24 protein-coding genes are annotated in these 24,831 nt (G+C 36.1%); 5 read left to right on the top strand and 19 right to left on the bottom strand.

Going from position 1 to position 24,831, the window contains the following annotated elements; translation table 11 throughout:
- Nucleotides 1–28: 28 nt before the first annotated feature.
- Nucleotides 29–1,792, top strand: a complete 1,764-nt coding sequence (ycaO, locus tag PTQ27_RS10095; protein WP_273748803.1) for a 30S ribosomal protein S12 methylthiotransferase accessory factor YcaO — start codon at nucleotides 29–31, stop codon at nucleotides 1,790–1,792.
- A gap of 101 nt (nucleotides 1,793–1,893) precedes the next feature.
- Nucleotides 1,894–2,856: a tRNA 5-methoxyuridine(34)/uridine 5-oxyacetic acid(34) synthase CmoB gene (gene cmoB, locus PTQ27_RS10090; RefSeq protein ID WP_273748804.1), complete on the top strand. Its 963-nt coding sequence runs from the start codon at nucleotides 1,894–1,896 to the stop codon at nucleotides 2,854–2,856.
- Between the two features lie 104 nt (nucleotides 2,857–2,960).
- Here cmoB and purF read toward each other — a convergent pair whose 3' ends face one another.
- From purF to PTQ27_RS10060, 6 genes are all read right to left on the bottom strand, one after another.
- Nucleotides 2,961–4,478, bottom strand: a complete 1,518-nt coding sequence (gene purF, locus PTQ27_RS10085) for an amidophosphoribosyltransferase (protein ID WP_273748805.1) — start codon at nucleotides 4,476–4,478, stop codon at nucleotides 2,961–2,963.
- Nucleotides 4,479–4,492: 14 nt separating this feature from the next.
- Nucleotides 4,493–4,996, bottom strand: coding sequence for a CvpA family protein (locus PTQ27_RS10080; protein WP_273748806.1), 504 nt, complete (start codon nucleotides 4,994–4,996; stop codon nucleotides 4,493–4,495).
- 156 nt (nucleotides 4,997–5,152) lie between these two features.
- A complete protein-coding gene (gene rnhA / locus PTQ27_RS10075; protein WP_273748807.1) occupies nucleotides 5,153–5,614 on the bottom strand; it encodes a ribonuclease HI in 462 nt (153 codons plus the stop codon).
- Between the two features lie 100 nt (nucleotides 5,615–5,714).
- Nucleotides 5,715–7,046, bottom strand: coding sequence for an argininosuccinate synthase (argG, locus tag PTQ27_RS10070; RefSeq protein WP_273748808.1), 1,332 nt, complete (start codon nucleotides 7,044–7,046; stop codon nucleotides 5,715–5,717).
- Between the two features lie 171 nt (nucleotides 7,047–7,217).
- Complete coding sequence (locus tag PTQ27_RS10065; protein WP_273748809.1) at nucleotides 7,218–8,249, bottom strand: glycosyltransferase family 4 protein; 1,032 nt, start codon at nucleotides 8,247–8,249, stop codon at nucleotides 7,218–7,220.
- Nucleotides 8,249–9,019 carry a glycosyltransferase family 2 protein gene (locus PTQ27_RS10060; protein WP_273748810.1) on the bottom strand — a complete coding sequence of 257 codons (771 nt, stop codon included), beginning with the start codon at nucleotides 9,017–9,019 and terminating at the stop codon, nucleotides 8,249–8,251. Before PTQ27_RS10060 ends, PTQ27_RS10065 begins: the two co-directional genes overlap by 1 nt.
- A 111-nt stretch (nucleotides 9,020–9,130) precedes the next feature.
- Between PTQ27_RS10060 and yhbY the strand changes: the two genes are divergently transcribed.
- On the top strand, nucleotides 9,131–9,445 hold the full coding sequence (yhbY, locus tag PTQ27_RS10055) for a ribosome assembly RNA-binding protein YhbY (protein WP_273748811.1): 315 nt from the start codon (nucleotides 9,131–9,133) through the stop codon (nucleotides 9,443–9,445).
- Nucleotides 9,446–9,533: 88 nt separating this feature from the next.
- Here yhbY and PTQ27_RS10050 read toward each other — a convergent pair whose 3' ends face one another.
- From PTQ27_RS10050 to sstT, 7 genes are all read right to left on the bottom strand, one after another.
- Nucleotides 9,534–10,403 (bottom strand): MurR/RpiR family transcriptional regulator, encoded by an 870-nt coding sequence (locus PTQ27_RS10050; protein ID WP_273748812.1) that lies wholly within the window; start codon nucleotides 10,401–10,403, stop codon nucleotides 9,534–9,536.
- 9 nt (nucleotides 10,404–10,412) lie between these two features.
- Nucleotides 10,413–10,877 carry an N-acetylneuraminate anomerase gene (nanQ, locus tag PTQ27_RS10045; RefSeq protein ID WP_273748813.1) on the bottom strand — a complete coding sequence of 155 codons (465 nt, stop codon included), beginning with the start codon at nucleotides 10,875–10,877 and terminating at the stop codon, nucleotides 10,413–10,415.
- Between the two features lie 212 nt (nucleotides 10,878–11,089).
- Nucleotides 11,090–11,908 carry a PHP domain-containing protein gene (locus PTQ27_RS10040; protein WP_273748814.1) on the bottom strand — a complete coding sequence of 273 codons (819 nt, stop codon included), beginning with the start codon at nucleotides 11,906–11,908 and terminating at the stop codon, nucleotides 11,090–11,092.
- A complete protein-coding gene (locus PTQ27_RS10035; protein WP_273748815.1) occupies nucleotides 11,898–12,500 on the bottom strand; it encodes a DNA glycosylase in 603 nt (200 codons plus the stop codon). Before PTQ27_RS10035 ends, PTQ27_RS10040 begins: the two co-directional genes overlap by 11 nt.
- A 2-nt stretch (nucleotides 12,501–12,502) precedes the next feature.
- The gene (gene sbcB, locus PTQ27_RS10030; protein WP_273748816.1) at nucleotides 12,503–14,050 is read right to left on the bottom strand and encodes an exodeoxyribonuclease I; all 1,548 of its coding nucleotides are present in this window, start codon (nucleotides 14,048–14,050) and stop codon (nucleotides 12,503–12,505) included.
- Between the two features lie 78 nt (nucleotides 14,051–14,128).
- Nucleotides 14,129–16,411 (bottom strand): DNA internalization-related competence protein ComEC/Rec2, encoded by a 2,283-nt coding sequence (locus tag PTQ27_RS10025; RefSeq protein ID WP_273748817.1) that lies wholly within the window; start codon nucleotides 16,409–16,411, stop codon nucleotides 14,129–14,131.
- Nucleotides 16,412–16,547: 136 nt separating this feature from the next.
- Nucleotides 16,548–17,765, bottom strand: a complete 1,218-nt coding sequence (gene sstT, locus PTQ27_RS10020) for a serine/threonine transporter SstT (RefSeq protein WP_273749049.1) — start codon at nucleotides 17,763–17,765, stop codon at nucleotides 16,548–16,550.
- Between the two features lie 247 nt (nucleotides 17,766–18,012).
- Here sstT and PTQ27_RS10015 point away from each other — a divergent pair, with 247 nt between their 5' ends.
- Both PTQ27_RS10015 and ushA read left to right on the top strand, forming a co-directional pair.
- The gene (locus tag PTQ27_RS10015) at nucleotides 18,013–18,375 is read left to right on the top strand and encodes a diacylglycerol kinase (protein ID WP_273748818.1); all 363 of its coding nucleotides are present in this window, start codon (nucleotides 18,013–18,015) and stop codon (nucleotides 18,373–18,375) included.
- A 38-nt stretch (nucleotides 18,376–18,413) separates the two neighbouring features.
- Complete coding sequence (ushA, locus tag PTQ27_RS10010) at nucleotides 18,414–20,060, top strand: bifunctional UDP-sugar hydrolase/5'-nucleotidase UshA (RefSeq protein WP_273748819.1); 1,647 nt, start codon at nucleotides 18,414–18,416, stop codon at nucleotides 20,058–20,060.
- A gap of 37 nt (nucleotides 20,061–20,097) precedes the next feature.
- On the opposite strand, the gene yciH is transcribed toward ushA, so the two are convergent.
- The 6 genes from yciH to rpsA all read right to left on the bottom strand — a co-directional run bounded on the left by yciH (nucleotide 20,098) and on the right by rpsA (nucleotide 24,806).
- Nucleotides 20,098–20,409, bottom strand: coding sequence for a stress response translation initiation inhibitor YciH (gene yciH, locus PTQ27_RS10005; RefSeq protein WP_273748820.1), 312 nt, complete (start codon nucleotides 20,407–20,409; stop codon nucleotides 20,098–20,100).
- 77 nt (nucleotides 20,410–20,486) lie between these two features.
- A complete protein-coding gene (gene pyrF / locus PTQ27_RS10000; protein WP_273748821.1) occupies nucleotides 20,487–21,182 on the bottom strand; it encodes an orotidine-5'-phosphate decarboxylase in 696 nt (231 codons plus the stop codon).
- A gap of 20 nt (nucleotides 21,183–21,202) precedes the next feature.
- On the bottom strand, nucleotides 21,203–22,396 hold the full coding sequence (gene lapB, locus PTQ27_RS09995; RefSeq protein ID WP_273748822.1) for a lipopolysaccharide assembly protein LapB: 1,194 nt from the start codon (nucleotides 22,394–22,396) through the stop codon (nucleotides 21,203–21,205).
- A 3-nt stretch (nucleotides 22,397–22,399) separates the two neighbouring features.
- On the bottom strand, nucleotides 22,400–22,687 hold the full coding sequence (locus tag PTQ27_RS09990; protein ID WP_273748823.1) for a LapA family protein: 288 nt from the start codon (nucleotides 22,685–22,687) through the stop codon (nucleotides 22,400–22,402).
- Nucleotides 22,688–22,726: 39 nt separating this feature from the next.
- Entirely contained in the window at nucleotides 22,727–23,038 is a 312-nt protein-coding gene (locus PTQ27_RS09985; protein WP_273749050.1) for an integration host factor subunit beta, read from the bottom strand.
- 100 nt (nucleotides 23,039–23,138) lie between these two features.
- Complete coding sequence (rpsA, locus tag PTQ27_RS09980; RefSeq protein ID WP_273748824.1) at nucleotides 23,139–24,806, bottom strand: 30S ribosomal protein S1; 1,668 nt, start codon at nucleotides 24,804–24,806, stop codon at nucleotides 23,139–23,141.
- Between the last annotated feature and the right edge of the window lie 25 nt (nucleotides 24,807–24,831).

Below are 24,831 nucleotides of genomic sequence, written 5' to 3'. Positions count from 1 at the left end.
TTTTTCCGCCCTCAATTAAAGGTAAACAATGTCAGAACAAACTTTTATTACCGGTAAAGATGCTGCACTTGAAGACAGTATTTCTACCTTTCAACACAAATTAAAAACGCTTGGCTTTAATATTGAAGAGGCCTCTTGGTTAAACCCTGTGCCAAACGTGTGGTCTGTGCATATTCGTGATGCAGATTGTCCGCAATGTTTCTCAAACGGTAAAGGTGCGAGCAAAAAAGCGGCTCTTGCCTCTGCTCTTGGGGAATATTTTGAACGTTTATCAACCAACTATTTCTGGGCAGATTTCTATTTAGGTCAAGAATTAGCGAATGCTGACTTTGTTCACTATCCGACTGAAAAATGGTTCCCGATTGAAGATGAAGATATTCCTCCGGCTGAAATGATGGATGAGTTCTTGTGGGAATATTTTGATCCGAATGGCGAACTTACTCCTGAATTATTGGTTGATCTGCAATCAGGTAATTATGATCGTGGTATTGTTACCTTGCCTTACGTTCGCCAATCAGATAACGAAACGGTTTATATTCCACAAAGCATTATCGGTAACTTATTTGTTTCGAACGGAATGTCGGCAGGTAACACGAAAAACGAGGCTCGTGTGCAAGGCTTATCGGAAGTATTCGAGCGTTTTGTGAAAAACCGCATTATTACCGAGGCAATCAGCCTGCCTGAAATTCCGCAAAGTGTGATTGAAGGCTACCCAACCATTAAAGCTTCTATCGAAAAATTAGAGCAAGAAGGCTTTCCAATTCTTTGTTACGATGCCTCATTAGGTGGCGAATTTCCGGTTATTTGTGTGATTTTATTAAATCCGCAAAACGGCACTTGTTTTGCCTCTTTTGGTGCTCACCCGAACTTCCAAGTTGCATTTGAGCGTACCGTAACCGAGCTTTTACAAGGTCGTAGCCTGAAAGATTTAGATGTGTTTGCCCCACCATCATTTAACAATGAGGATGTAGCTGATCACGCCAACCTTGAAACCCACTTTATTGATTCAAGCGGTCTAATTTCTTGGGATCTTTTCAAACGTGATGCTGACTACTCATTTGTTCATTGGGACTTCTCCGGCACAACCGAGCAAGAATTTAATAATATGATGGCGATTTTCAACAAGCATAATCAGCCTGTTTATATTATGGATTACGAACATTTAGGTGTGTATGCTTGCCGTATTTTAGCCCCGGGTATGTCGAATATTTATCCGAGTGATGATTTGATTTACGCAAACAACAATATGGGCTTGGATTGGCGTGAAATTCTGTTAGATTTACCGCATTTCCACCACGACAAAGAAACTTATCAGGAATTATTAGATGAGTTAGATGAACAAGGCATTGACGATTTAACTCGTGTGCGTGAATTTATCGGCGTAGTGGCAGAAAAAGGTTCTGCCTTGCAAACTTTGCGTATCGGCGAACTAAAATCAATGCTCCACTTAGCTTTAGGCAACTTAGAACAAGCACTTGATTGGGCAAACTGGACAGCGAATATGAACGCTAGCGTATTCTCGCCAGAACGTAATAATTATTACCGTTGCTTAATCAGCAGTATTGAATTATTCCTTGATGAAAACCGTGAACCTGCACAATACCGTATGGTATTTGACAAAATGTACGGCAAAGATGCCGTAGAATTTGCGTGGAATGCGGTGCAAGGCGGTAATCCGTTTAATGGCTTAACAGCCTCTGATGAAAGCCTTGAAAATATGGTCGCTCATCAGAAATTACTAAATGCTTATCGTAAACTGCAAAAGGCAAAAGTAAATCCAATTGCGAGATAATGGTTTAGATATACACGATAGCACGTGTCTTCTGATGCGTGCTTTTTTATAAATTTAGATGTTTGTTAAAAAACAGGCATCATCACAAAAATTGACGACAAATGATCGACTTCCGTCCTTTTTATCAACAAATAGCAACCACTCCCCTTTCCGCTTGGTTGGAAACTTTGCCATTGCAATTAAAACAATGGGAAAAATCCACCCATAGCGATTATGCAAAATGGGCAAAAGTTGCAGATTTTTTACCAAATTCGACCGCTTGTATAAACTTGAAAGATAAAGTGGAATCTATTCCGGTTCAGCCTTTATCTGAAGGCGAAACCAAGCAAATTGTGCATCATTTAAAACAGTTAATGCCGTGGCGAAAAGGCCCTTATCACTTACACGGTATTCATATTGATACCGAATGGCGTTCCGATTTTAAATGGGATCGTGTTCTTCCGCATCTAGCCTCACTTGAAAACAGAACTATTTTAGATGTTGGTTGTGGCAGTGGCTATCATATGTGGCGAATGGTGGGCGAAGGGGCAAAAATGGTAGTGGGAATTGATCCAACTGAATTGTTCCTTTGCCAATTTGAGGCAGTCAGAAAATTATTAGGCAACGACCGCCGAGCAAATTTAATTCCACTGGGTATTGAGCAAATGCAACCATTGGCTGCCTTTGACACCGTTTTTTCAATGGGGGTGCTTTATCATCGTAAATCCCCACTTGATCACCTTTCTCAACTCAAAGCTCAGTTAGTTAAAGGCGGAGAATTAGTGTTAGAAACGCTAGTGATTGATGGCGATCTAAATGATGTGCTAGTGCCTGCCAACCGCTATGCTAAAATGAAGAATGTCTATTTTATTCCGTCGGTTAAAGCCTTAATTAATTGGTTGGAAAAAGTTGGCTTTAAAAATGTACGTTGTGTTGATGAGGCGGTTACAACTCTTGAAGAACAACGTAAAACTGATTGGTTAGAAAATGAGAGTTTGGTGGATTTTTTAGATCCAAACGATCATAGCAAAACGATTGAAGGCTACCCAGCTCCAAAACGGGCGGTTATTTTAGCAAATGCTTAATTCAGTATATTTAACCTTAAATAGAGAATATATTGATGCCCGTTCATTAATAAAAAACTCGCAATATCAATCAAGTTATTGCGAGTTTTTGACTTAATTCTTCCTTAGCTTTCGTTATGAATTTCTAAATTAGTCGCTTGTTTATCAGCATTTGCTTTTGCTTTATCATTTCTTGCATTTGCAATCGCATCTAAATAGCATTTATCAATTCCGCCGGTAATGTACTCTCCTGTAAAGACAGAGTCGTCAAAATGATGAATTTCAGGATTTTCTGTTTGTACAGACTGATATAACGCACTTAAATCTTGGAAGATTAATTTATCTACTCCAATCATTTCTGCCACTTCTTCAACTGAGCGGTCAAATGCCACTAGCTCTTCACAAGTTGGCATATCAATACCATACACATTAGGGTAACGAATTTCTGGGGCTGCGGAAGCAAAATAAACTTTTTTTGCACCTGCTGCACGCGCCATTTCTACAATTTGTTCAGAAGTAGTACCACGAACAATAGAATCATCTACTAATAAAACACTCTTGCCTTTAAATTCTGAGGCAATCGCATTTAATTTACGGCGAACAGAACTCTTACGTTGTGCCTGCCCTGGCATAATAAAAGTACGTGCCACATAGCGATTTTTTACAAAGCCTTGGCGATAGGGTTTATCTAATACATTAGCAATACGTACTGCAATATCATTTGATGTTTCTGGAATTGGAATAACTACATCAATATCATCTACAATATTGCCCCATTCACGCTTAATTTTTTCACCTAATAGTTCCCCCATATGCACACGAGCGGCATACACAGACACACCATCAATCACTGAATCAGGGCGGGCAAAATAAACATATTCAAAAATACAAGGATTTAGTTTTGGATTATCAGCACAAATTTGTGAGTGGAGTTGCCCATCAAAGGTAATATAAATTGCTTCACCTGGTAACACATCTCGAACAAATTCAAAGCCAACCACATCTAAAGCAACGCTTTCTGAGGCAAACATATATTCCGTTTTACCTGCTACTTCTCGTTTACCCAGTACAAGTGGGCGAATACCAAAAGGATCTCGAAACGCAACCATACCGTGCCCAATAATCATTGCAATGCAAGCATAAGCCCCTTCAATGCTTTCATTCGTTTTACGTACGGTTTCAAAAATATTTTCAGCGGTAAGCTGTTGAGTTAGGTGAAGATCTAAGTAGTAAGCAAAAATATTAAGAAGTGATTCTGAATCGGAATTGGTATTAACGTGGCGACGAGCTTCATTAAATAAACGCTCTTTTAACTCTGCATTATTGGTTAAATTCCCATTATGCACCAAGGTAATACCAAAAGGTGAATTTACATAAAACGGTTGAGCCTCTGAAACACTAGAACTACCTGCTGTAGGATAACGTACGTGCCCAATCCCCACATTGCCTTGTAAACGTAACATATGTTCTTGGTGGAAAACATCACTGACTAAACCATTTGCCTTACGTAGGCGAAAACGATGTTCATCATCTATTGTTACGATACCTGCGGCATCTTGTCCCCGGTGTTGAAGTAATGTTAAACCATCATAAATCGCCTGATTTACTGGCGAATTTCCAATAATACCGACAATGCCGCACATATAGAAAAACCTCTTTATTTAGTCGAATTTAAAAAACTGGATCCTGTCTGCAACTGCTCAAAGAACCATTTCACAATAAAATCAAAGTGTGGAATTAGTAAAGATGACTTCCATAATTCCGTTTGGCTTGCTTGGGTAAAAGTATCTAAGAAAAATAAGATGGCAGAAACAATTAAAATCCCACGTAATGCACCAAAAGCACCGCCTAGAATTCTATCTGTTACAGAAAGCCCACTTAAATCAATTATTTTGCCTAACAATCCATTAATTACACCACATACAATTAATGTTAAAACAAACAAAATTGCAGCCGCCAAGCCATTGCGTAGAAACTCTGAATTTTGTAGATAGACTGAGTTTATTTGTGTTAAATAACCGCTTAAATATGGATAGAACGAACTTGCAACAAAAAAGGCGATGACCCAGCCAAGTAATGATAAAGCTTCGTTAGTAAACCCTCTCCATAAACTGATAAATACAGAAAAAGCGATGATCCCGATAACAATTAAATCAACCATAAAAATCCTTAAAAGCTTAAAGCTCTCCTATTTTACAAAAAAAGAAAACGTTTGCGTAGCCCTATTTTCCGAAAAATTCCTGTTCTACACATAAAATTAACAAGCGGTTGTTTTTGTAAAAAAATTACAAAATATGACCGCTTGCACAAAAGTTGCTTATTCTACAATATAGCCGACATCATCTAAAGTCGGATTATTTGCCCCGTTTTTTGCCAGTTCATCACAAATTTCATTCTCACGATGACCTGAATGCCCTTTCACCCACATCCATTCAATTTGATGACGCTGAATTTCTTTATCTAAAGCTACCCATAAATCCTTATTTTTAACAGGCTTCTTATCACTGGTTTTCCAATCATTTTTCTTCCAGTTAAAAATCCATTTTTGGATACCATTTTTCATATATTGACTATCGCTATTTAGTTGCACTTTGCAGGGTTCTTTTAGCATTGAAAGTGCCTCAATAACTGCTCGTAATTCCATACGGTTATTTGTTGTTTGAAAATAACCTCGGCTTACGGTTTTCTCATAACCATTATAGCGTAATAAAATCCCAATTCCTCCCTTGCCTGGGTTACCTAAACAAGAGCCATCGGTAAAAATTTCAACTAATTTCATTTGAGTATTCTATATTGAAAACAAAAGCCCCAAAGAGCATTCACTTTGGGGCACTTTTTGATAATTCTAAAAGTTATCAGAATTGAGATCAACTAACTTATTATTTTTTGCCTAATTGTGGTACAACATTATTATTGGCAGATAATAAACCCGTATTCGTATAAACCGCTAATTTCTCACGAGTATCTACAATATCTAGGTTACGCATTGTTAATTGGCCGATACGATCTGCTGGTGTAAATGGTGCATCTTCCACTTTTTCCATACTTAAACGCTCTGCTTCATAAGTTAAGTTTGGCGATTCTGTATTTAAGATAGTGAAGTCGTTACCACGACGTAATTCAAGTGTTACTGTACCCGTAATCGCTTTTGCTACCCAACGTTGTGCAGTTTCACGCAGCATTAATGCTTGTGGATCAAACCAACGACCTTGATATAATAAACGACCTAAACGTAAACCGTTAATACGGTACTGTTCAATCGTATCTTCGTTGTGAATACCTGTTACTAAACGCTCATAAGCAATGTGTAATAATGCCATCCCCGGTGCTTCATAAATACCACGAGACTTTGCTTCAATAATACGGTTTTCAATTTGGTCTGACATTCCTAAACCGTGGCGACCACCAATGCGGTTTGCTTCAAGAATAAGTTCAACAGCATCATCAATACGTTTACCGTTTAATGCCACCGGTACGCCTTCTTCAAAGGTAACTGATACAGTTTCCGGTTTAATTTCAACAGATTCGTCCCAGAATGCCACACCCATAATTGGCTTAACGATATTCATACTCGTATTTAATTCTTCTAAGTCTTTCGCCTCGTGAGTTGCACCTAGCATATTTGAGTCAGTTGAGTAGGCTTTTTCTACCGACATTTTGTAATCAAAACCATTAGCAATCAAGAATTCCGACATTTCGAAACGACCACCTAATTCATCAATGAAAAGCTGATCTAACCAAGGTTTATAGATTTTTAATTTAGGGTTAGTTAATAAGCCATAGCGGTAGAAACGCTCGATATCGTTACCTTTAAAAGTTGAACCGTCGCCCCAGATGTTTACATCATCTTCTTTCATTGCTGCGACTAACATTGTACCTGTTACCGCACGACCAAGAGGGGTAGTATTGAAATAAGGAATACCGCCAGTTGAAATATGGAAGGCTCCACATTGAATTGCGGCGATCCCTTCGTGAGCAAGCTGAGCTCGGCAGTCAATTAAACGTGCATTTTCCGCACCATATTCCATCGCTTTTTTCGGAATTGCGTTGTAATCATCTTCATCTGGCTGACCTAAGTTTGCCGTGTAGGCATAAGGTACCGCACCTTTTTTACGCATCCAAAGTAATGCTGCTGAAGTATCTAATCCACCGGAGAATGCGATACCGACTTTCTGACCTAAAGGTAGAGCTTCTAAAATTGTTGCTGACATACGAATTCCTATAAATTTTGTGTGTAATTTAACATATCAAACGCAAACGCTTGCGTTTACGTTCAAGCAAGATATTTTAGCCGAAACCAGATAAAATTTCATCTAGAATTTGTTAGCTAAAACTGCAAATTTTTAAATAAATTTAACCGCTTGTAGTCTTAAAAGAATAAGCTATTTTTTTAGTAGTTGCTCATATTTAGCACTATATTCATTTGCCATTCTTACTGCTGAAAAGTTATTTTCTTTCAAAAATTGTTGAATATTTTCTGAAAACTTATTAAGTAGATCAGGATTATTTTTTAGTTGTTCTAAATAGAACTGATAGTTTTCAGCAACATTTTCATTTATTAAAAAGCCTGTTTTATTATGTTCAATAATTTCAGGAATCCCTCCTGTGTTGTGAGCAATGACAGCTTTTTGATATTGATAAGCCTCTAAAATTGTCATACCAAGCCCCTCAGAATGCGATGGCACAATAAGAACATCAATATGTTTTAGTACACTTCCAATATAAGGAGTAAATGGAATGAAATGCACGTTTAATAATAATGATGCCTGCTGTCTTAATTCTTTTTCCAGTTCACCAGAACCCACTAAATAAAAAGATAGCTCAGGATTTTTCCTTGCTAACTCAATCGTTAAAGAGAAATTTTTAACTGCCTGAAAATTGCCAATTTGAGCAATTCGTAAAGTATTTTTAGAAGAGGAAAAGTAGGTTTGTTCAAAATCTATATTTTCTTGTAATTGCTTCAAACAGCCATAAATAGTATAGGTATTCGTATTTAATGTTTGTAAAGATGTGGTAATAGTCCTACTTACTCCAATAATAATATCTGCTGTTTTATATGCCACTGTCGAAGATTTTCGCTTAAAAGGAAAATTTACCTGACGAGTGATAATAACAGGATTTTTAAAAAATCGTTTAATGAAGCCAGCAATATGAGCACCTCGTCCATCTAATGCATGAACGATAGCAGAACGATTAAAAACAATTAATTTTAATAGTTGAAAAAATGTTAGAATAGTAACACTTGGCATTACTCTCTTAAGGTGGACGGCTAATTTCCCCGATTTTTTACCAAAAAAATAACATTGATAACCATCTAAATGCGTAATTAGCTGCTCAGTATAGAACTCTCCTCCGCCGAAGCCTTTAGCCATATTAATAAAAATAATTGTTGCTTGTTTTGTATCTTTTTTCATTATTTTGCCTTTCGAGAATTTTGCTTAACCCACAGCATTGCATATTTATTAAAAACAGACTGAGCTGATAAAATCGCCAATAATAATCCGTGCTTACCATCTAAAAAACCCTTCTTAAAGAAATACATTTTAATAAAACTATTGAGGGAATGAGTAAAAGCTTTGAATAAAGAACTTCTTTTTCCTTTATTAAGTTGTTGGTCTGCCCAAGCTGTACCATAACTGGCAGACTTCGTTAAGTAATGGTGTAAACTCTTATAAGTAAAATGTAATAAATCTCCATTCAAGCTTTTTACTACGGTATTTTTAGGATATACCACTTTTTCGTGGACTAAAGAGTCATTATATTGAGCTAAATCTGTCGGATATAAGCGAACCACATAATCCGGATACCAACCTGAATGACGAATTTGTTTACCAAAAACCTCACTTAAACGGCCAAGCTGATAAACTGCATTTTTTTCATTTTTTTCGACCGCTTGTAAAATAGAATCTTTTAACTCTTGCGTAACACGCTCATCGGCATCTAGCCATAAGACATAATCGCTTGTTACATATTGTTGAGCAAGCTGGCGTTGCTTACCAAAACCTTGCCAATCAGTGTTAATATAAAATTTCGCATTATATTCAGCGGCAATTTGTGGGGTTTCATCGGTACTGCCGCTGTCTAAAATCACAATTTCATCTACCCAATCTTTTACAGTATCTAAGCAAGCTCGTAAATCTTGAGCCTCATTTTTAACAATCATCGCAACGCTTAATGTTGGCATAATCTTTCCTTTCTATTTTTGGTTATAAGTTGCATTTTACTTTAAAAATGACTGGTTTTGTGCTATTTTCTACGCCAAATTTTATTAACAAAACCAATTACGGATAAAATAATGTCAATTACATTAACAACCAAACAAAAACAATATTTAAAAGGCTTGGCACATCATTTAAGCCCTGTCGTGATGTTAGGCGGAAACGGCTTAACAGAAGGCGTACTAGCTGAAATTGATAATGCCCTTGAACACCACGAATTAATTAAGGTAAAAGTTGCCGGTGCAGATCGTGAAACTAAACAGTTGATCATTGATGCTATTGTGCGTGAAACTAAAGCTACGGAAGTGCAAACTATCGGGCATATTTTAGTGCTTTATCGCCAAAGCGAAGAGAAAAAAATTACTCTTCCAAAGGCAACAAAAACCATTTAATTTCTAGTTATAGAATAAGGGCTGATTTTGTATATATCAAAATCAGCCCTTTTACTTCTCTAACTCATTAAATATTTAAACGATTACACTAGCTTTTTACACGCTGTTCTAAAATAACGTTAAGTGTTTTTTGTTTTTGTTTTAATGCAGTTTCTGGTTCTGCTCTCACAAGTAAGGTGTAGATTAAATCTAGCACAAATAGTTGAGACATTTTTGTACCAATAGAATCGCCTTGCATATGCCCCTGTCGGTTACCGTTAATTAACACGTAATTAGCTTCTTCTGTTACTGGCGAACGTAAATTGTGAGTAATTGCAACAGTTTTTGCCTTATTTGCACGAGAAAAACGCAGTGATTTAACAATTTCTTCTGAGTAACCTGAATGGCTAATACCAATCACTAAGTCCCCTTCTTTTACTAAAGCAGCTTGCATATACATAAAATGGTTATTCGTTACTGCATCAGTTTGTAAGCCAATACGCATTAATTTATGTTTTGCGTCTTCTGCTGTTAGCCCTGAAGATCCTACACCAAATAAGAAGATCCTTTTTGCTTGTCTGAGTTCTTCAACAACTTTTTCTAATACATCAAAATCTAATAAGTTAATCGTCTCGCTAATTGCACTATCTAAACTGGCTTTTAGCTTACCTGCTATATCCTCTGCAGTATCAAGCTCTGATACATCTGTATCAAGCAAAACTCGATTATCTTGATTTTGAGTAGCAAGTTCTATTGCTAATTCCAATTTAAAATCTGTATAGCCTTTAAAACCAAGTGTTCGACAAAACCGAATAAAGGTTGCTTCACCAACATCTAGTTGTTTAGCCACATCAGATAATGAACATTGGTTGAGTAATTCCGGTTGCGATAAAATCGCTGCTGCAATTTTCTTTTCTGTTTTTGTTAGACTATTTTGAAGTGAGCTGATCGTATTTAAAATTTTTCCACGAGCAGACATAATGGCCTCCTACAACAATTCAACTGGTACTTTTACCACCAGTTTTTTTAATGTCTTATTTTCATTAACTGAATTACCAGGCTTATGTGGCTCATAAGGTAGAAAAATTGCAAACATATTTGGTTTTAGCACAACTTCATTTTTATTATCAATTTCATCTGTTAATTGATAGTCATCTTCATCACGATATTCATCATATTTTGCTAAATCAGGCTGGCTTAGACCATACTCAATCATCTCTTCACCATCAATAAGCAGTTGAATATCAACAAATTTTCTGTGCATTTCTGCTTTTTTACCTTCTGCTGGAGAGGTTTCAAATGTCATCACATTCATTTGAATTCCCTCTTCTAAATCTTGCCATCCTAGCGGTAAATTTGCTAGGTCAAGCGTTTTTAATTTCCCACAAAGACGTGCAAAAACGGGTGGTAGCGATTTTAAACAATCATCTCTTGATAAATCAGCTAATAACATAGGTTCACTCCTAATCTTTATTCATTAAAAATAGACACTCCATAAGATTATTTTTTATGAAGACTTACTCCAATGAGTGTAGCATAATTTGTGGAATCTAGAATCTCAATAAAAAAAATTCAAAAATGCGAACTAGATCAAATTTTATATGCAAACTCTTACAACTTATTAACAAACCGTATTGCAATATTGGTTAGGCAGATTCCTTTCTGTCAGAATAAGTCCCAAATTGGTTTACATTCTTTCGGTAATTCTAAACTTCTACCAAGCTCAATCCAACCAGTTGGATAATGAAAATCAGAGCCTGCCGAGGCATATAAATCAAATTCCTTTGTCCAACGAGTTAATAGTTGTCGTTGATCTGGTGTTTGCCCACAGCCTGAAACTTCAATTCCATCGCCACCTGCTTGTTTGAAATCGGTAATTAAACGACGAATCCAGCGAGATGTCATTTTATAGCGTAGTGGATGAGCAACAGTGATAACTCCTCCAGCGTTATGCGTAATGTTAATAGCCTCGTCTAAACTGCTCCACTTGGGCTTAACATAAGCTGGTTTTCCAACCCCTAAATAGCGTTTGAAAGCGTGTTCAATATTCCGCACATAGCCTTGCTCAAATAAAAAACGTCCATAATGAGCTCGGGTAATTTCACCAGTTGCGAGTGATTTAGCTCCTTCGTAAGCATTAGCAATACCTGTTTTTGCTAATTTTTCGCCAATTTCGACCGCTCGTTCTTCACGCAATCGTGCTTGATTATCTAAAAAATTGACTAATTCTGCATTTTTTTCATCAATATTTAGAGCTGCCAAATGAATGCTTTTTCCTTCCCATAATATAGAAATTTCTACACCTGAAATAAAATCAAGCGGTTGTGTTTGGGCAAATTGTTTTGCCTCAGAAATTCCAGAGATCGTATCGTGATCAGTTAAAGCTAACATTTTCACACCTTGCTCTACTGCTCTTTCTACCAATTCCGTAGGAGAAAGCATTCCATCAGAGGCTGTGCTGTGTGAATGTAAATCATATTTCATTAATTAATCCTGCTTTTATGAAAAATTGGCGATAAGCATCCGTCTTTTTCGCTAAACTTAACGGGTATGCCCGTGAAGTTGAAGGCAAACGATATAAGAAAAGCTCACGAGCTTTAGTATAAGGAAACTCAATCCATTCATTCGTTTTGGGGGCTTTGATTTTTTCTGGCAATAAGTTTAATAATGTCTCTGTTGCCAAACCACCAGTGGTAAAGAGCCATTTAATTTTAGGTAACTGTGTTAATAGCTCGTCCATATCAATAGGATCAACGATTTTTAAATCTTTGTCGGACGCATTACCTTTTAACCGAATCGCTGTTTTTGCCGAAGAACAAAGTGCAATGCCCTTATCTCGTAAGAATGCCTCAATACGAATAGGGTCAAAACGTTTTTCATTATCTACTTGAAAATAATCGGCATCATCATAAAACACTGAACCCATTATTCGCCACATATCGTTTTGATAGTTAGGATAATGAAATTCCATACAACGCTTTTCAGAAGTTGGCGGAAAAGTCCCAATCATCACAACCGTTGCATTTTCAGGCAATATTGGGGGAAATGGATGATGTTCTAAAATTTGTTGTTCCATATTTATTTAATTAATGCCTTTAACATTTTTAATTTTTCCGCTTTATCTAAAGTTTGTTCCGCCACTTTATTTAAGTCATTTACTAGCTTTTCATCATCGTTTCCGCTTTTTACATAAGTTAATGCTTGTTGTTCAGAAATTTGCTCAGCATAAGCGGTTAAATTTTCTAATAATTTTACCTTTTCAGGGTTATCGTGGTGCTGTTGGAATAAATCATCTATTGATTTTGCAAACTGCTCTGCTTTTGCATCAATTTGTTGATTGCAATATTTTTGCCATTTTATCTGTTCAGCACGGTTTAATGTGTGAGGATAATGCCTTGCTCGGTAATGGAATAATAATGCCTCAACCCTTTCATCTTCAAATTTCAAGCCGTGATTTACAAGGCTTTCTGGAGGCAAAGTGCGTAAAATTGCCATATTGTTTTTATCTGCAGTTGAGAAAAACCCCTCATATAGGGTGGTTTCTACATTCGTAGAAGGCTCAAAGGTTCTCTCTTCGCTAAAAATTTCAGTAACCTTTTCACGCACTAACGATTTCTGTGCTTTTAGTGCTTTCAGATTTTCTAAGCATAATGCTCGGTCAATACCTAAACGCTCCGCATTTTCAGGCAATAAGGTTTTTGCTGGGGCTAAAATCGGGCATTTATTGATATGCACTAATTTTAACGGCACAGGATATTCATTTTCGGCTAGCTCATCTCGTTTGGTATATAAACGCTGGCGTAAAGCGTCTGCATTTTCAGTCAATAATCCTTGCATATTACCCGATAAATCACACACAATCACAGCATTCTGATTAGTCGGGTGCCAAGTTATCGGTACAACCCAAGCGGTATTACCACGGTAGTTGCCTAACATTCCCGAAACGTGAACAAGCGGTGTCATTTCTCCTGTATCAATCAATTTTTCCACTTCTTTTTTAGTACGCAAATTAAAAAAGAACTCAAATAATTTCGGCTGTTTTTCTTTAATTAATTTTGCCATTGCAATGGTAGCATACACGTCAGACATTGCATCGTGAGCATTTTCGTGGGCAATACCGTTTGCTTTGGTTAAATTCTCAAGCTTAAAGCTCGGCATACCGTTTTCATCTTTCGGCCATTCAATGCCTTCCGGACGTAATGCGTAACAGGTTCGTACTAAATCTAATAAGTCCCAGCGAGAATTGCCATTTTTCCAACTATATTCATAAGGATCGTAGAAATTACGGAAAAAGGTGTAGCGAGTCATTTCATCATCATAACGAATATTGTTATAACCGATAGTACAAGTGCCCGCCTCACTAAATTCTGCGTGAATACGTGCTGCAAACTCTGGTTCAGACACTCCTTCAACGTTACACTGTTGCGGAGTAATGCCAGTTACTATAACCGCTTCTGGGCTAGGAAGATAATCGGGTGTTTGTTTGCAAAAAATCATTACCGGCTCACCGATGATATTAAAATCTTCATCAGTACGGATTCCAGCAAATTGGGCAGGTCTATCAGAAGATGGACTGATGCCAAAACTTTCATAATCGTAAAAGAAAAAAGTAAGGTTTTTACTCATTATAACTATAATATTAGAAGTAATTAGATGAATTGTAGCATAAATAGCAAGGAAAATAAGAGAATGAAAATAGCGTATTTAATAGAATTGCTTATACCAAACACTTTGCTTAGTTCGCCCTTTCTCAATTTTAAAATGTTGAGCAGAAAATTTCACCTTTATCATTCCAACCTCGGCAATATTCAATACAGTAATCTCTTTTTGTGCTAATCGTTTAATAACTTGATTATTTGGTAATTTCCACGGGTTCCACCGCCCACTAGAAATTATCGCAAACGTAGGTTGTGCAACAGATAATAACGTCTCACTGGTACTACTTTTACTTCCATGATGCCCAACTTGCAGAAAATCCACTTTCCCTAAATTTTGTACAAATTGTCGTTCTTGCTCTACACCAGAATCTCCGGTTAATAGCAGTGTAAAGCGGTTATTTTTTGCAAGAATAATGCAAGAATCCTGATTTTTGGCTCTTTCCACCATCTGTATAGGGTAAATCGCAAAAAGTTGCCATTCTCCAAATTGCCACTGTTTTCCTTTAATGCAGGCTTCTGGTTGAATAGCATTATATATTCTCTTACTAGAGCTAATTAGCCTAGCGTTTGGGTAGGTCTGTAATAAATCTACAATACCGCCAGAATGATCATTATCATCGTGGCTTAAAAAAAGTGCCTCAACTGAAATGCCTCGTCTTTTTAAATAAGGTAATAATTCAATTTGAGCCATTGAGTTCACTTTACCCTCTTTGGATTTCCAACTAGCACCAGTATCGTAAATTACAGCTTTATCATTATCATAAATAAGAGCCATTGCTAACCCTTGTCCCACATCAAAAATTATCCATTCTGTTTTGGCTTGAGAAAATAATTTTGGTAAATAAAAGCTTAAATTAAACAGTACAACAAATAACATTGCCTTCAGCCATCTTAAATAATCGAAACCGTTTAAGTGACAATAAAGCAATAATACAATCAATAAATGAACCGAGAGTAATTGCCATTGTTGCCAATAATTCAGATTAATCCAAGAATGAGAAAGAGGTTCTAATACCCATAAACTAAACTGAGCAAGATATTCTGCTAATTGCCAAGAGGTAAAAAAATCGTTGGTTAATAAACTAAATAAAATGATCGGTACTAGTAAAAAACTGTATAACGGTACAATAATAAGATTTGCGATTAGAGCAAAAATAGAAATACCTTCAAAAAAATAAAGCTGAACAGGCGAAAAAATTAGCCAAATGCCTATTTGTAAATGCAGAAGTGATACAAACAAGCGGTTAAATTTTGCTAACTTTTTACGATGTTCTTGGTAAAAAAAATGCTTTAATGGGAAAAACTGATACCACAAAATTAAGCTAGCAACTGCTAGAATTGAAAGCCAAAAACTATCTGATAACAGTGTTAGCGGATCGAGTATAATGAGTAAGGCTACAATTCGCCACCAATATTGCCAAGCGGTGTAATGCCGACGTAAAAATTGACAAATCAATATAAAACCTATTGCTAATAATGCTCTAACTGTTGGCACAGAAAATCCAGCTAAATAGCTATAACTAAAGGCAATACTCAATCCCACTAATCTAGTAAATAAATAAGAAAATCCGACCGCTTGTAACACATTAATTCGAGAAAATAAGCATATATATTGTAACCCTTTTGCGAAGTAAAACCCCAATGCCATCGCCAAACCAATGTGTAAACCTGAAATAGCAATTAAATGTGCGGTTGCAGTATGCTGAAATCGTTCCCATTGCGAAGAATCAAGCCAAGCCCTCTCACCAAAAGCAAGAGCAAGCAATAAGCCTTGTGAGGATAAACTTTCTGTTTGTTGTTTTACATTTTCAAGCCATCTTGTACGAAAAGGTTTATTTTCGGTTATTAATTTTTCTGCAGTTCTTACCGTTGCCAGCATATTAATATGGTTGGCGAAATACCATTTCTGGCGATCGAAATTACCCATATTTTGACGAGCAGAAATCGGGCGTAAATTTAATTCTGCTTGATATTTCTGATGAAGAATAAGCGGTTGTTTCGCCTGCCAGTTCAGATAAATCCGTTGCCCCGAAGTTAAACGGGCAATAGCAGTTTGGTATTCTGCTTGTTTTAAAATCTTCGTAATTTCAAACTGAACTTTCTGTTTAGTTGTCGTTATATTTTCTGCATTTTTAACCGCTTGTATGACTTGAAAATAACTTATACATAGCAAAACACCAAGTAAAAAAGTGATTTTTTGGTGAGAAAAGATAGAAATAATAAGAAGAAAAAGCCCGATAATAATGCCTAGTATCAGCCCATTTTTCGGTAATAAAAGAATAGGGAGATGTAAAATCACACCTAAAATACAAAAACGATCTAAATTCATAACGCTATTACTCAATTTTTACTTTGAGTATGCCGCTTTATGTTCTATTTTTCAGAAAGTTTTTTAATTTTTTCGAGCAAGATCGCAAAAATAAAGGCAGGCTTATCTACCTGCCTTACTCAATATAAAATAATTCTTACGCTGCTTTTTGATCTTCTGAAAGGCTTACTGCAGCAGTAAATAACACGTCTGTTGATGAGTTTAGTGCTGTTTCAACAGAATCTTGAATAACACCAATAACAAAACCCACACCAATTACTTGGGCAGCAATATCATTTGGAATGTTAAATAAGCTACACGCAAGCGGAATTAATAATAATGAACCGCCCGCTACACCTGATGCACCACAAGCACAGATCGCAGCAACAATACTTAATAATAAAGCAGTGGCGAAATCTGGTTGAATACCTTGTGTGTAAGCTGCTGCTAATGTTAATACTGTTACTGTGATTGCAGCACCAGCCATATTAATACTCGCACCAAGAGGAATTGCAACAGAGGCAATTTCATCACGCACACCTAAACGTTTCGCAAGGTTCATATTCACAGGGATATTTGCAGCCGAGCTACGAGTAAAGAATGCAGTTACACCACTTTCACGTAAACAAGTAAAGGTTAGAGGGTAAGGGTTACGGCGAAGTTTCCAGAATACTAAAATAGGGTTTAACACAAGTGCGACAAATAGCATTGAACCGACTAAGATCATTAATAAACGTGCATAGCCTTCAAATGCATCTAAGCCATTTACGGCTACTGTTTCTGCAACTAAACCAAAAACACCAACAGGTGCAAATGCAATAACTACTTTTACAACGAAAGAAACTGCATTTGCTAAATCATTTAAGAATGCTTTTGAGCTAGCTGAACCGTGGCGGAATGCAATACCTAAGCCAATAGACCAAGCAAGAATACCAATAAAGTTACCATTACTTAATGCCGTTAATGGGTTATCGACTAAATTAAAAATAACTGTTTTTAGAATTTGACCAATACCTTCTGGCGGAGCTAAGCCATCTGGACTTGCTGTTAATTCCAACGTGGTCGGGAAAATAAAGCTGAAAACAACCGCCGTTAAAGCGGCAAAAAATGTACCAAAGATATAAAGCACTAAAATTGGTTTTAATTTACTATCTGAACCGACTTCTTTATTCGCAATAGCTGATAAAACTAATACAAAAACAAGAATAGGAGCAATGGCACGCAATGATTTTACAAAGAATTGTCCTAAAACACCGACATTAGAAGCCCATTCTTTATTGATAGTCGCTAGTAAAATACCTAGCACTAAGCCTATAGCGATACGTAATACTAAATTACCGCCAAGAATTTTTGATGATAATGAATTATTCATAATATTTCACTTCTGTAAAACAACAATAAAGGATAAATAAAATTTATCCACCTAAAAAAATAAGTTTATAAGATTAACGGAAAATGCTTTAATTTGGAATAAATAAGCGGTTATTTTTTTGAGTTTTTTTGCAAAAAACCAAAAGATCCTACAATTTAACTAAAATCTTTACTTATATCTAATTAAGCCTCTTTGCTCAACTGATTTCTTTCAGTAGAATAAGAATCCTTTACTTACTTTATTTTTAATTATGAAGCCAACAAATAAAGCAGACTTTAAACGAGTATTACGAGCAACTCACTATTCAATGAAAGGTTTAAAAGCCGCTTATATTAATGAAGCAGCATTCCGTCAAGAGATGTGGTGTGCCATTATTTTATTCCCTTTAGCCCTTATTTTAGGCGATACTAATATTGAGAAAGCTTTATTAGTCGGTACTATTTTTATTGTGTTAATTACTGAATTACTTAATAGTGCTGTTGAATCTGTTGTTGATCGTATAGGTTCCGATTTTCACGAACTTTCAGGTCGAGCAAAAGATATTGGTTCGGCAGCTGTATTTATGTCAATGATGTTACTTGCTATTACTTGGATATTAGTTTTGTTTTTCTAACCGATTATTTCTAACCTAAACACTTAACGAGGTACTCTATGAAACTAAAAAAAACCTTACTTTCCGCAGCGTTATTAGGTGCTATGACAACCGCAATGGCATACGAAGCAAATAAAACATATGCGTTTACTGTTTTGCATACTAACGATATTCACGGCCATTTTTGGCATAATGATAAAGGCGAGTATGGATTAGCTGCTCAAAAAACATTGGTTGATCAAATTCGTAAAGAAGTTGAAGCGAAAGGCGGTTCAATCGTTGTATTAAATGCTGGCGATGTAAACACTGGCGTACCTGAGTCTGATATGCAAAATGCCCGCCCTGATATTGAAGGTATGAATGCAATCGGCTATGATGCAATGGTTTTAGGTAACCACGAATTCGACTTCCCTCTTCAAATCCTGTCAATGCAAGAACAATGGGCTAATTTCCCATTTATTTCAGCAAATGTTCTCAACAAAAATACCAATAAACCGCTTGTAAAGCCTTATATTATTTTAGAACGTGATGGTTTAAAAATTGCGGTTGTAGGCTTAACAACTGAAGATTCAGCAAAATTAGGTAATCCAGATGTAACAGAAAATGCTATCTTCAAAAATCCGATTGAAAGTGCGAAAGAAACGTTAGCTGAGCTCAATAAAACAGAAAAGCCCGATGTACGTATTGCTTTAACACATATGGGATATTATTTTGATGGCAAACACGGTACCAATGCACCAGGTGATGTAACAATGGCTCGCACCTTAGATAAAGGTGCCTTTGATTTAATTATTGGAGGCCATACTCACGATACAGTTTGTATGGATGATAAAGGCCAGCTTAAAGCAAAATATACACCAGGTGAAGAATGCAAACCAGACTTCCAAAACGGCACTTGGATTGTACAAGCTGGCGAATGGGGTAAATACGTAGGACGTGCTGATTTTGAATTTAAAAATGGAGAAACTAAGTTAGTTAAATATGAATTAATTCCTGTAAATTTGAAAAAAACTATCAAAAAAGAAGATGGTACAAGAGAGTATCAACTTTACCAACCAGAAATTAAAGCAGATGAAGCAACCTATGCATTATTGAAAAAATATCAAGATGAAGGTGACCAAAAATTAGGGATTGAAGTGGGTTCTGTCAAAGGCTTCTTAGATGGAAAACGTGAGAATATTCGTTTCATTCAAACAAACCTTGGGCGTTTAATTGCACAATCACAAATGGAACGTGTGAAAGCAGATGTTGGGATTATGAATTCTGGTGGTATTCGTACCTCTATTGAAGAAGGTGTAGTAACCTATAAAAACCTACTTACCGTTCAACCTTTCGGTAATATGATCGCCACTTTAGATTTAAAAGGTCAAGAGTTCTTAGATACACTCACAGCGATTGCACTAAAAGAAGTTGATACTGGTGGTTATCCTCAATTTGCGGGGATCTCAATGGTTGTAGATCGTAACGCTAAAACTATTTCAGATGTAAAAATTGGTGGCGAAGCCTTTGATGCAAATAAAACCTATAAAATCTCTATTCCTGATTATCTAGCTTCTGGTGGCGATGGTTATCCATTACTGAAAAAACATCCAAGCTATGTAAATACTGGTTTTATTGATGCTGAAATGTTAAAAAATTACTTTGAAGAAAACAAAGTGATTGAAGCGGATAAATACGATCCGAAAGATGATATTATTTTTAAATAAAAAACTAAGGGGAATCATTCGGTTCCCCTTTCTTATTCTAACCACCAGAAAGTTTTACGCTAAAGCCCTTCTGCTCTAAAATCTGCTTAATTAAATCACGATTATCACCCTGAATTTCAATAATTCCGTCTTTAAATGAACCGCCGCAGCCTAATTTACGTTTAAGCTCCGATGCTAATGAATTAAGAGCTTTATCCTCTAAATCTAGGCCTGTAATCACACAAACACCCTTGCCTTTTCTACCGCTTGTTTGACGTTGAATACGGACGACCCCATCTCCTTTAGGACGTTGTTCTTTTACTATTTCTGGCTTAATTCTACCTGTCTCTGTAGAGTAAACTAATGTCATTTGCAAATTTCCTTAAAAATATAACCGCTTGCATAATAAAAGGCGGATAAACCGCCTTATTTTAAGTTAAATATAAATTAACCTTGAATAGATTGGTTAATGGATTTTAATACGGCAAGAGGGTCTGCTGCTTGAGTAATCGGACGACCAATCACTAAAAAATCTGAGCCTGTATCGATTGCTTGTTTTGGTGTCATTACACGACGCTGATCTGCAAAATCAGCACCTTCAGGACGAATACCTGGTGTGATTAATTTAAAATCGTTACCACAATGTGTACGCAATACTTCAACTTCTTGCGGTGAGCATACAACACCATCTAGTCCTGCACGCTGAGCTAAATGTGCTAAACGAATTACCTGTTCCATTGGGGAAGCATTAATTCCAATTTGTAATAAATCTAAATCTTCCATACTGGTTAATACGGTTACAGCAATTAATAATGGAGCATCTTTACCATAAGGCTCTAAGATCTTTTTAGCTTCTTCCATCATTGTTAAGCCACCAGATGCGTGTAAATCCACCATCCATACACCTAAATCTGCGGCTGAGCGCACAGCTCTTGCAACCGTATTTGGAATGTCGTGATATTTTAAATCAAGGAAAACATCAAATTTACGATCGTGTAATTGTTTCAAAAAATTTGTTCCCAGAGTAGTAAACATCTCTTTACCCACTTTTAAGCGACAAAGTGATGGATCCACTAAATCTACAAATTCTAATGCTTCACGCTCTGTTTCATAATCTAAAGCAACAATTACTTTATTGTTCATATTGAACTCCTCAATTAATTTTAAATGATCCCTTCGATACTTTGTACCGGTTTGATTTTTTCCCATTTACGGCAAGACGGACAATACCACATTAATCGATAACCTTGGTAGCCACAATTAATACAACGATATTGAAAACTTTTTTTTATCTGATTACCCACCATATTATGTAGTAATACTAGACTTTCTTTCCCATTTCCTTCTTCGGCAAAATCTGCTTGGTAACGAATAAAACGGTGAAATGTAATTAAATTTGGATAATTACTTAGCTGCTGATATAACTTAGAATGAGCGGCAGTTATTCCATCTTTCTCTTCTATTAATTCTGTTAATGCAATATCAACACTACTATTATGTTTTACTTGATTTGCTTTTATTAAGAATAACTCATAGCTATTTAAATCATTTAATGCAAAATAAGCCTGTCGAATTCTACTTAATACTTCGCTAATATAATCTGGATCTTGCTCTAAAATTTGCTCAAAATAACTTAGTGCTTTTACATAATCTGTCTGCTCTAAGTAAAAATCCCCAAACATTATTGAGGCACGAGTCGATTGTGGATAATACTCCAACGCTTTATTAAGTGAATCAATAAATATATTGTTGTCTTCCAATTTAACTGTTTGAGCAAACTCGCAGTAGAAATGAGAGAGCGGAATTTTATCTGTATCTGGTGATATTTTTAATAATTTCTCAGAAACATTAATTGCTTTTTTCCATTCTCTCGTTTTTTGATAAATAATACTTAATTGTGATAAAGAATGTTTTGCAAATTCAGGCTCATCTACCAGTGTAATATAATAATTTTCAGCACGGTCATAGAACCCTGCCATCATAAAATCTTTCGCTAATTGCTGTTTGGCAAGTAATTTTTGTTCAAATGAATAATCTGGACTGTCCACTAAAGCTTGATGAATACGCAATGCTCTATCCACTTCGCCCCTAGAACGAAATAAATTGCCTAATGTTAATTCAGCTTCAAACTGCGATTCTGTTGAGATTTGATTTTCAGATTCTTGCTTTTGTAACATAGAAAGGAAAAGATCGACCGCCTTTTCCTGTTGATTAGACAAAAGAAAATTTAACCCCGTAACATATTCACGGGAAAATTTATTATTGAGGTTTTCTTGATCTTTTTTTGCACTTCTCTGCCCCATATACCAGCCATATAGTGCGGCAATAGGCAGTAAAAGGAACAATAGTTCAAGCATTGATTATTCAGCCTTTGGCGTTGTTAATTCAGTAATTTGCTGAGCCTGACGTTTTACACGACGATTAAGCGATATATTTTGTACTTTAATTTTTAAGTAGAAAATACCCGTTACTAACCAACCTAGAATTAAGCCTAATCCAAATAAAACAGCAACTAAGCTCGATAAGCGTAGTTCACTTTGAGCAACAATATAATTAAAGGTGATAAGTTGATCATTATTAGCCCCAACTGTAATTGCCACAATAATTACCGCAATTACAATTAAAATACCTAAAATATACTTAACCATATAATCTCCTTTATTACTATGATGTGATATATGAATAGCTTAAATTAAATCTACTCGCTCTTTTAAATCTTTACCTGCTTTAAAATGAGGGACATATTTTGCAGATAAAGAAACACTATCGCCTGTTTTTGGGTTACGGCCTATACGAGGCTGACGATAATGCAAAGAAAAGCTTCCAAAGCCTCTTACTTCTATTCTTTTCCCTTCTTCTAATGTTGATGAAAGATGCTCTAAAATTTCTTTTACACAATCTTCTACCGTTTTCATCTGTAAAGTAGGATTTTTAGAAACTAAATTCTCAATTAATTCAGATTTAGTCATATTTCCCTCATAAAATAACTCTAATTCAATTTTGAATAATCACTAAACATAAAAGTAAATATTCAAAATTGTAATTCTATGTTTAATGGGTATGCTCTGCATACCCATTATTTAACTCGCAATTAGCTAATTATTCACCTTTTGCTGCTTTGAAAGCTTCAGCAAATGCATTAGGAACAACTACTTCTTCTCTGTTTACTTGAGCAAGTGCAGCTGATTCTTCAGCTTCATTTTTTGCACGAACAGATAAGTTTACAACACGTGATTTACGATCTACACCTGTGTATTTCGCTTCGATTGAATCGCCTACAGAAATTACAGATGTGATGTCTTCAACACGCTCAGCTGTTGCTTCGTTTGCACGAATAAACGCTTCAACGCCACCGTCTAATTCAACTTTAACGCCTTTTGCATCTACTTCTACAACTTTACCAGTTAAGATTGCACCTTTTTTCGTGCTATCTACAAAGTTTGTGAACGGATCAGATTCTAATTGTTTGATACCTAAAGAGATACGCTCTTTAACTGCATCAACTTGTAATACAACTGCTTCTACTTCGTCGCCTTTTTTGTAGTTACGAACTGCTTCTTCACCTGAAACATTCCAAGAAATGTCTGATAAGTGAACTAAACCGTCGATACCACCTTCAAGACCGATGAAGATACCGAAATCAGTGATTGATTTGATTTTACCTGATACTTTATCATTTTTGTTGTGAGTCGCTGCAAATTGTTCCCAAGGGTTTGCTTTACATTGTTTTAAACCTAATGAGATACGACGACGCTCTTCATCAACTTCAAGTACCATTACTTCAACAACATCACCTACATTAACCACTTTAGATGGGTGGATGTTTTTGTTAGTCCAATCCATTTCTGAAACGTGAACTAAACCTTCAACACCATCTAAAATTTCAACGAAACAGCCATAGTCTGTTAAGTTAGTCACTTTACCAGTTAATTTGCTATTAACTGGGTGGTTCTGTGCGATAACAACCCAAGGATCTTGACCTAATTGTTTTAAGCCTAATGATACACGAGTTTTTTCTTTGTCAAATTTTAATACTTTAACAGTTACTTCATCACCAACATTAACCACTTCGCTTGGGTGTTTAACACGTTTCCAAGCCATATCAGTGATATGTAATAAACCGTCAACACCACCTAAATCTACGAATGCACCGTAGTCGGTTAAGTTTTTAACTGTACCTTTAACTTCAGAACCTTCAACTAAGCTTGCTAATACAGCATCACGATCTTGGTTGCTTTCTGTTTCGATTACAGCACGACGAGAAACAACTACGTTGTTACGTTTTTGGTCTAATTTGATTACTTTGAATTCGTACTCTTTACCTTCTAAGTTTAAAGAATCACGAACTGGGCGAGTATCAACTAATGAACCTGGTAAGAATGCACGTACACCGTTTAATTCAACAGTGAAACCACCTTTAACTTTACCATTTACAAAACCAACAACTGTAGCTTGCTCTTCGAATGCTTTTTCTAAAGCAATCCAAGCTTCGTTACGTTTTGCATCACCACGTGAAACAACTGTTGCACCGAAACCATCTTCTACAGCTTTAAGAACAACATCAACTTCATCGCCAACTTGAACTTCTAATTCGCCTTGTGCATTTGTGAATTCTGATGCGTCGATTGCTGATTCAGATTTGAAACCTGTATCAACGATAACTAGACCTTTTTGGATAGCAACAACTGTACCTTTAACAACATCACCTAAACGTGGTGTAGCTGCAAATGATTCTTCAAGTAGTTGAGCAAACGATAATTCTGACATAAATAAATCTTCTTTTAAAAATAAA

The organism is Mannheimia cairinae, from assembly GCF_028649535.1.
Taxonomy (GTDB): Bacteria; Pseudomonadota; Gammaproteobacteria; order Enterobacterales; family Pasteurellaceae; genus Mannheimia; species Mannheimia cairinae.
This window is presented reverse-complemented; position numbering and strand designations above follow the sequence as displayed.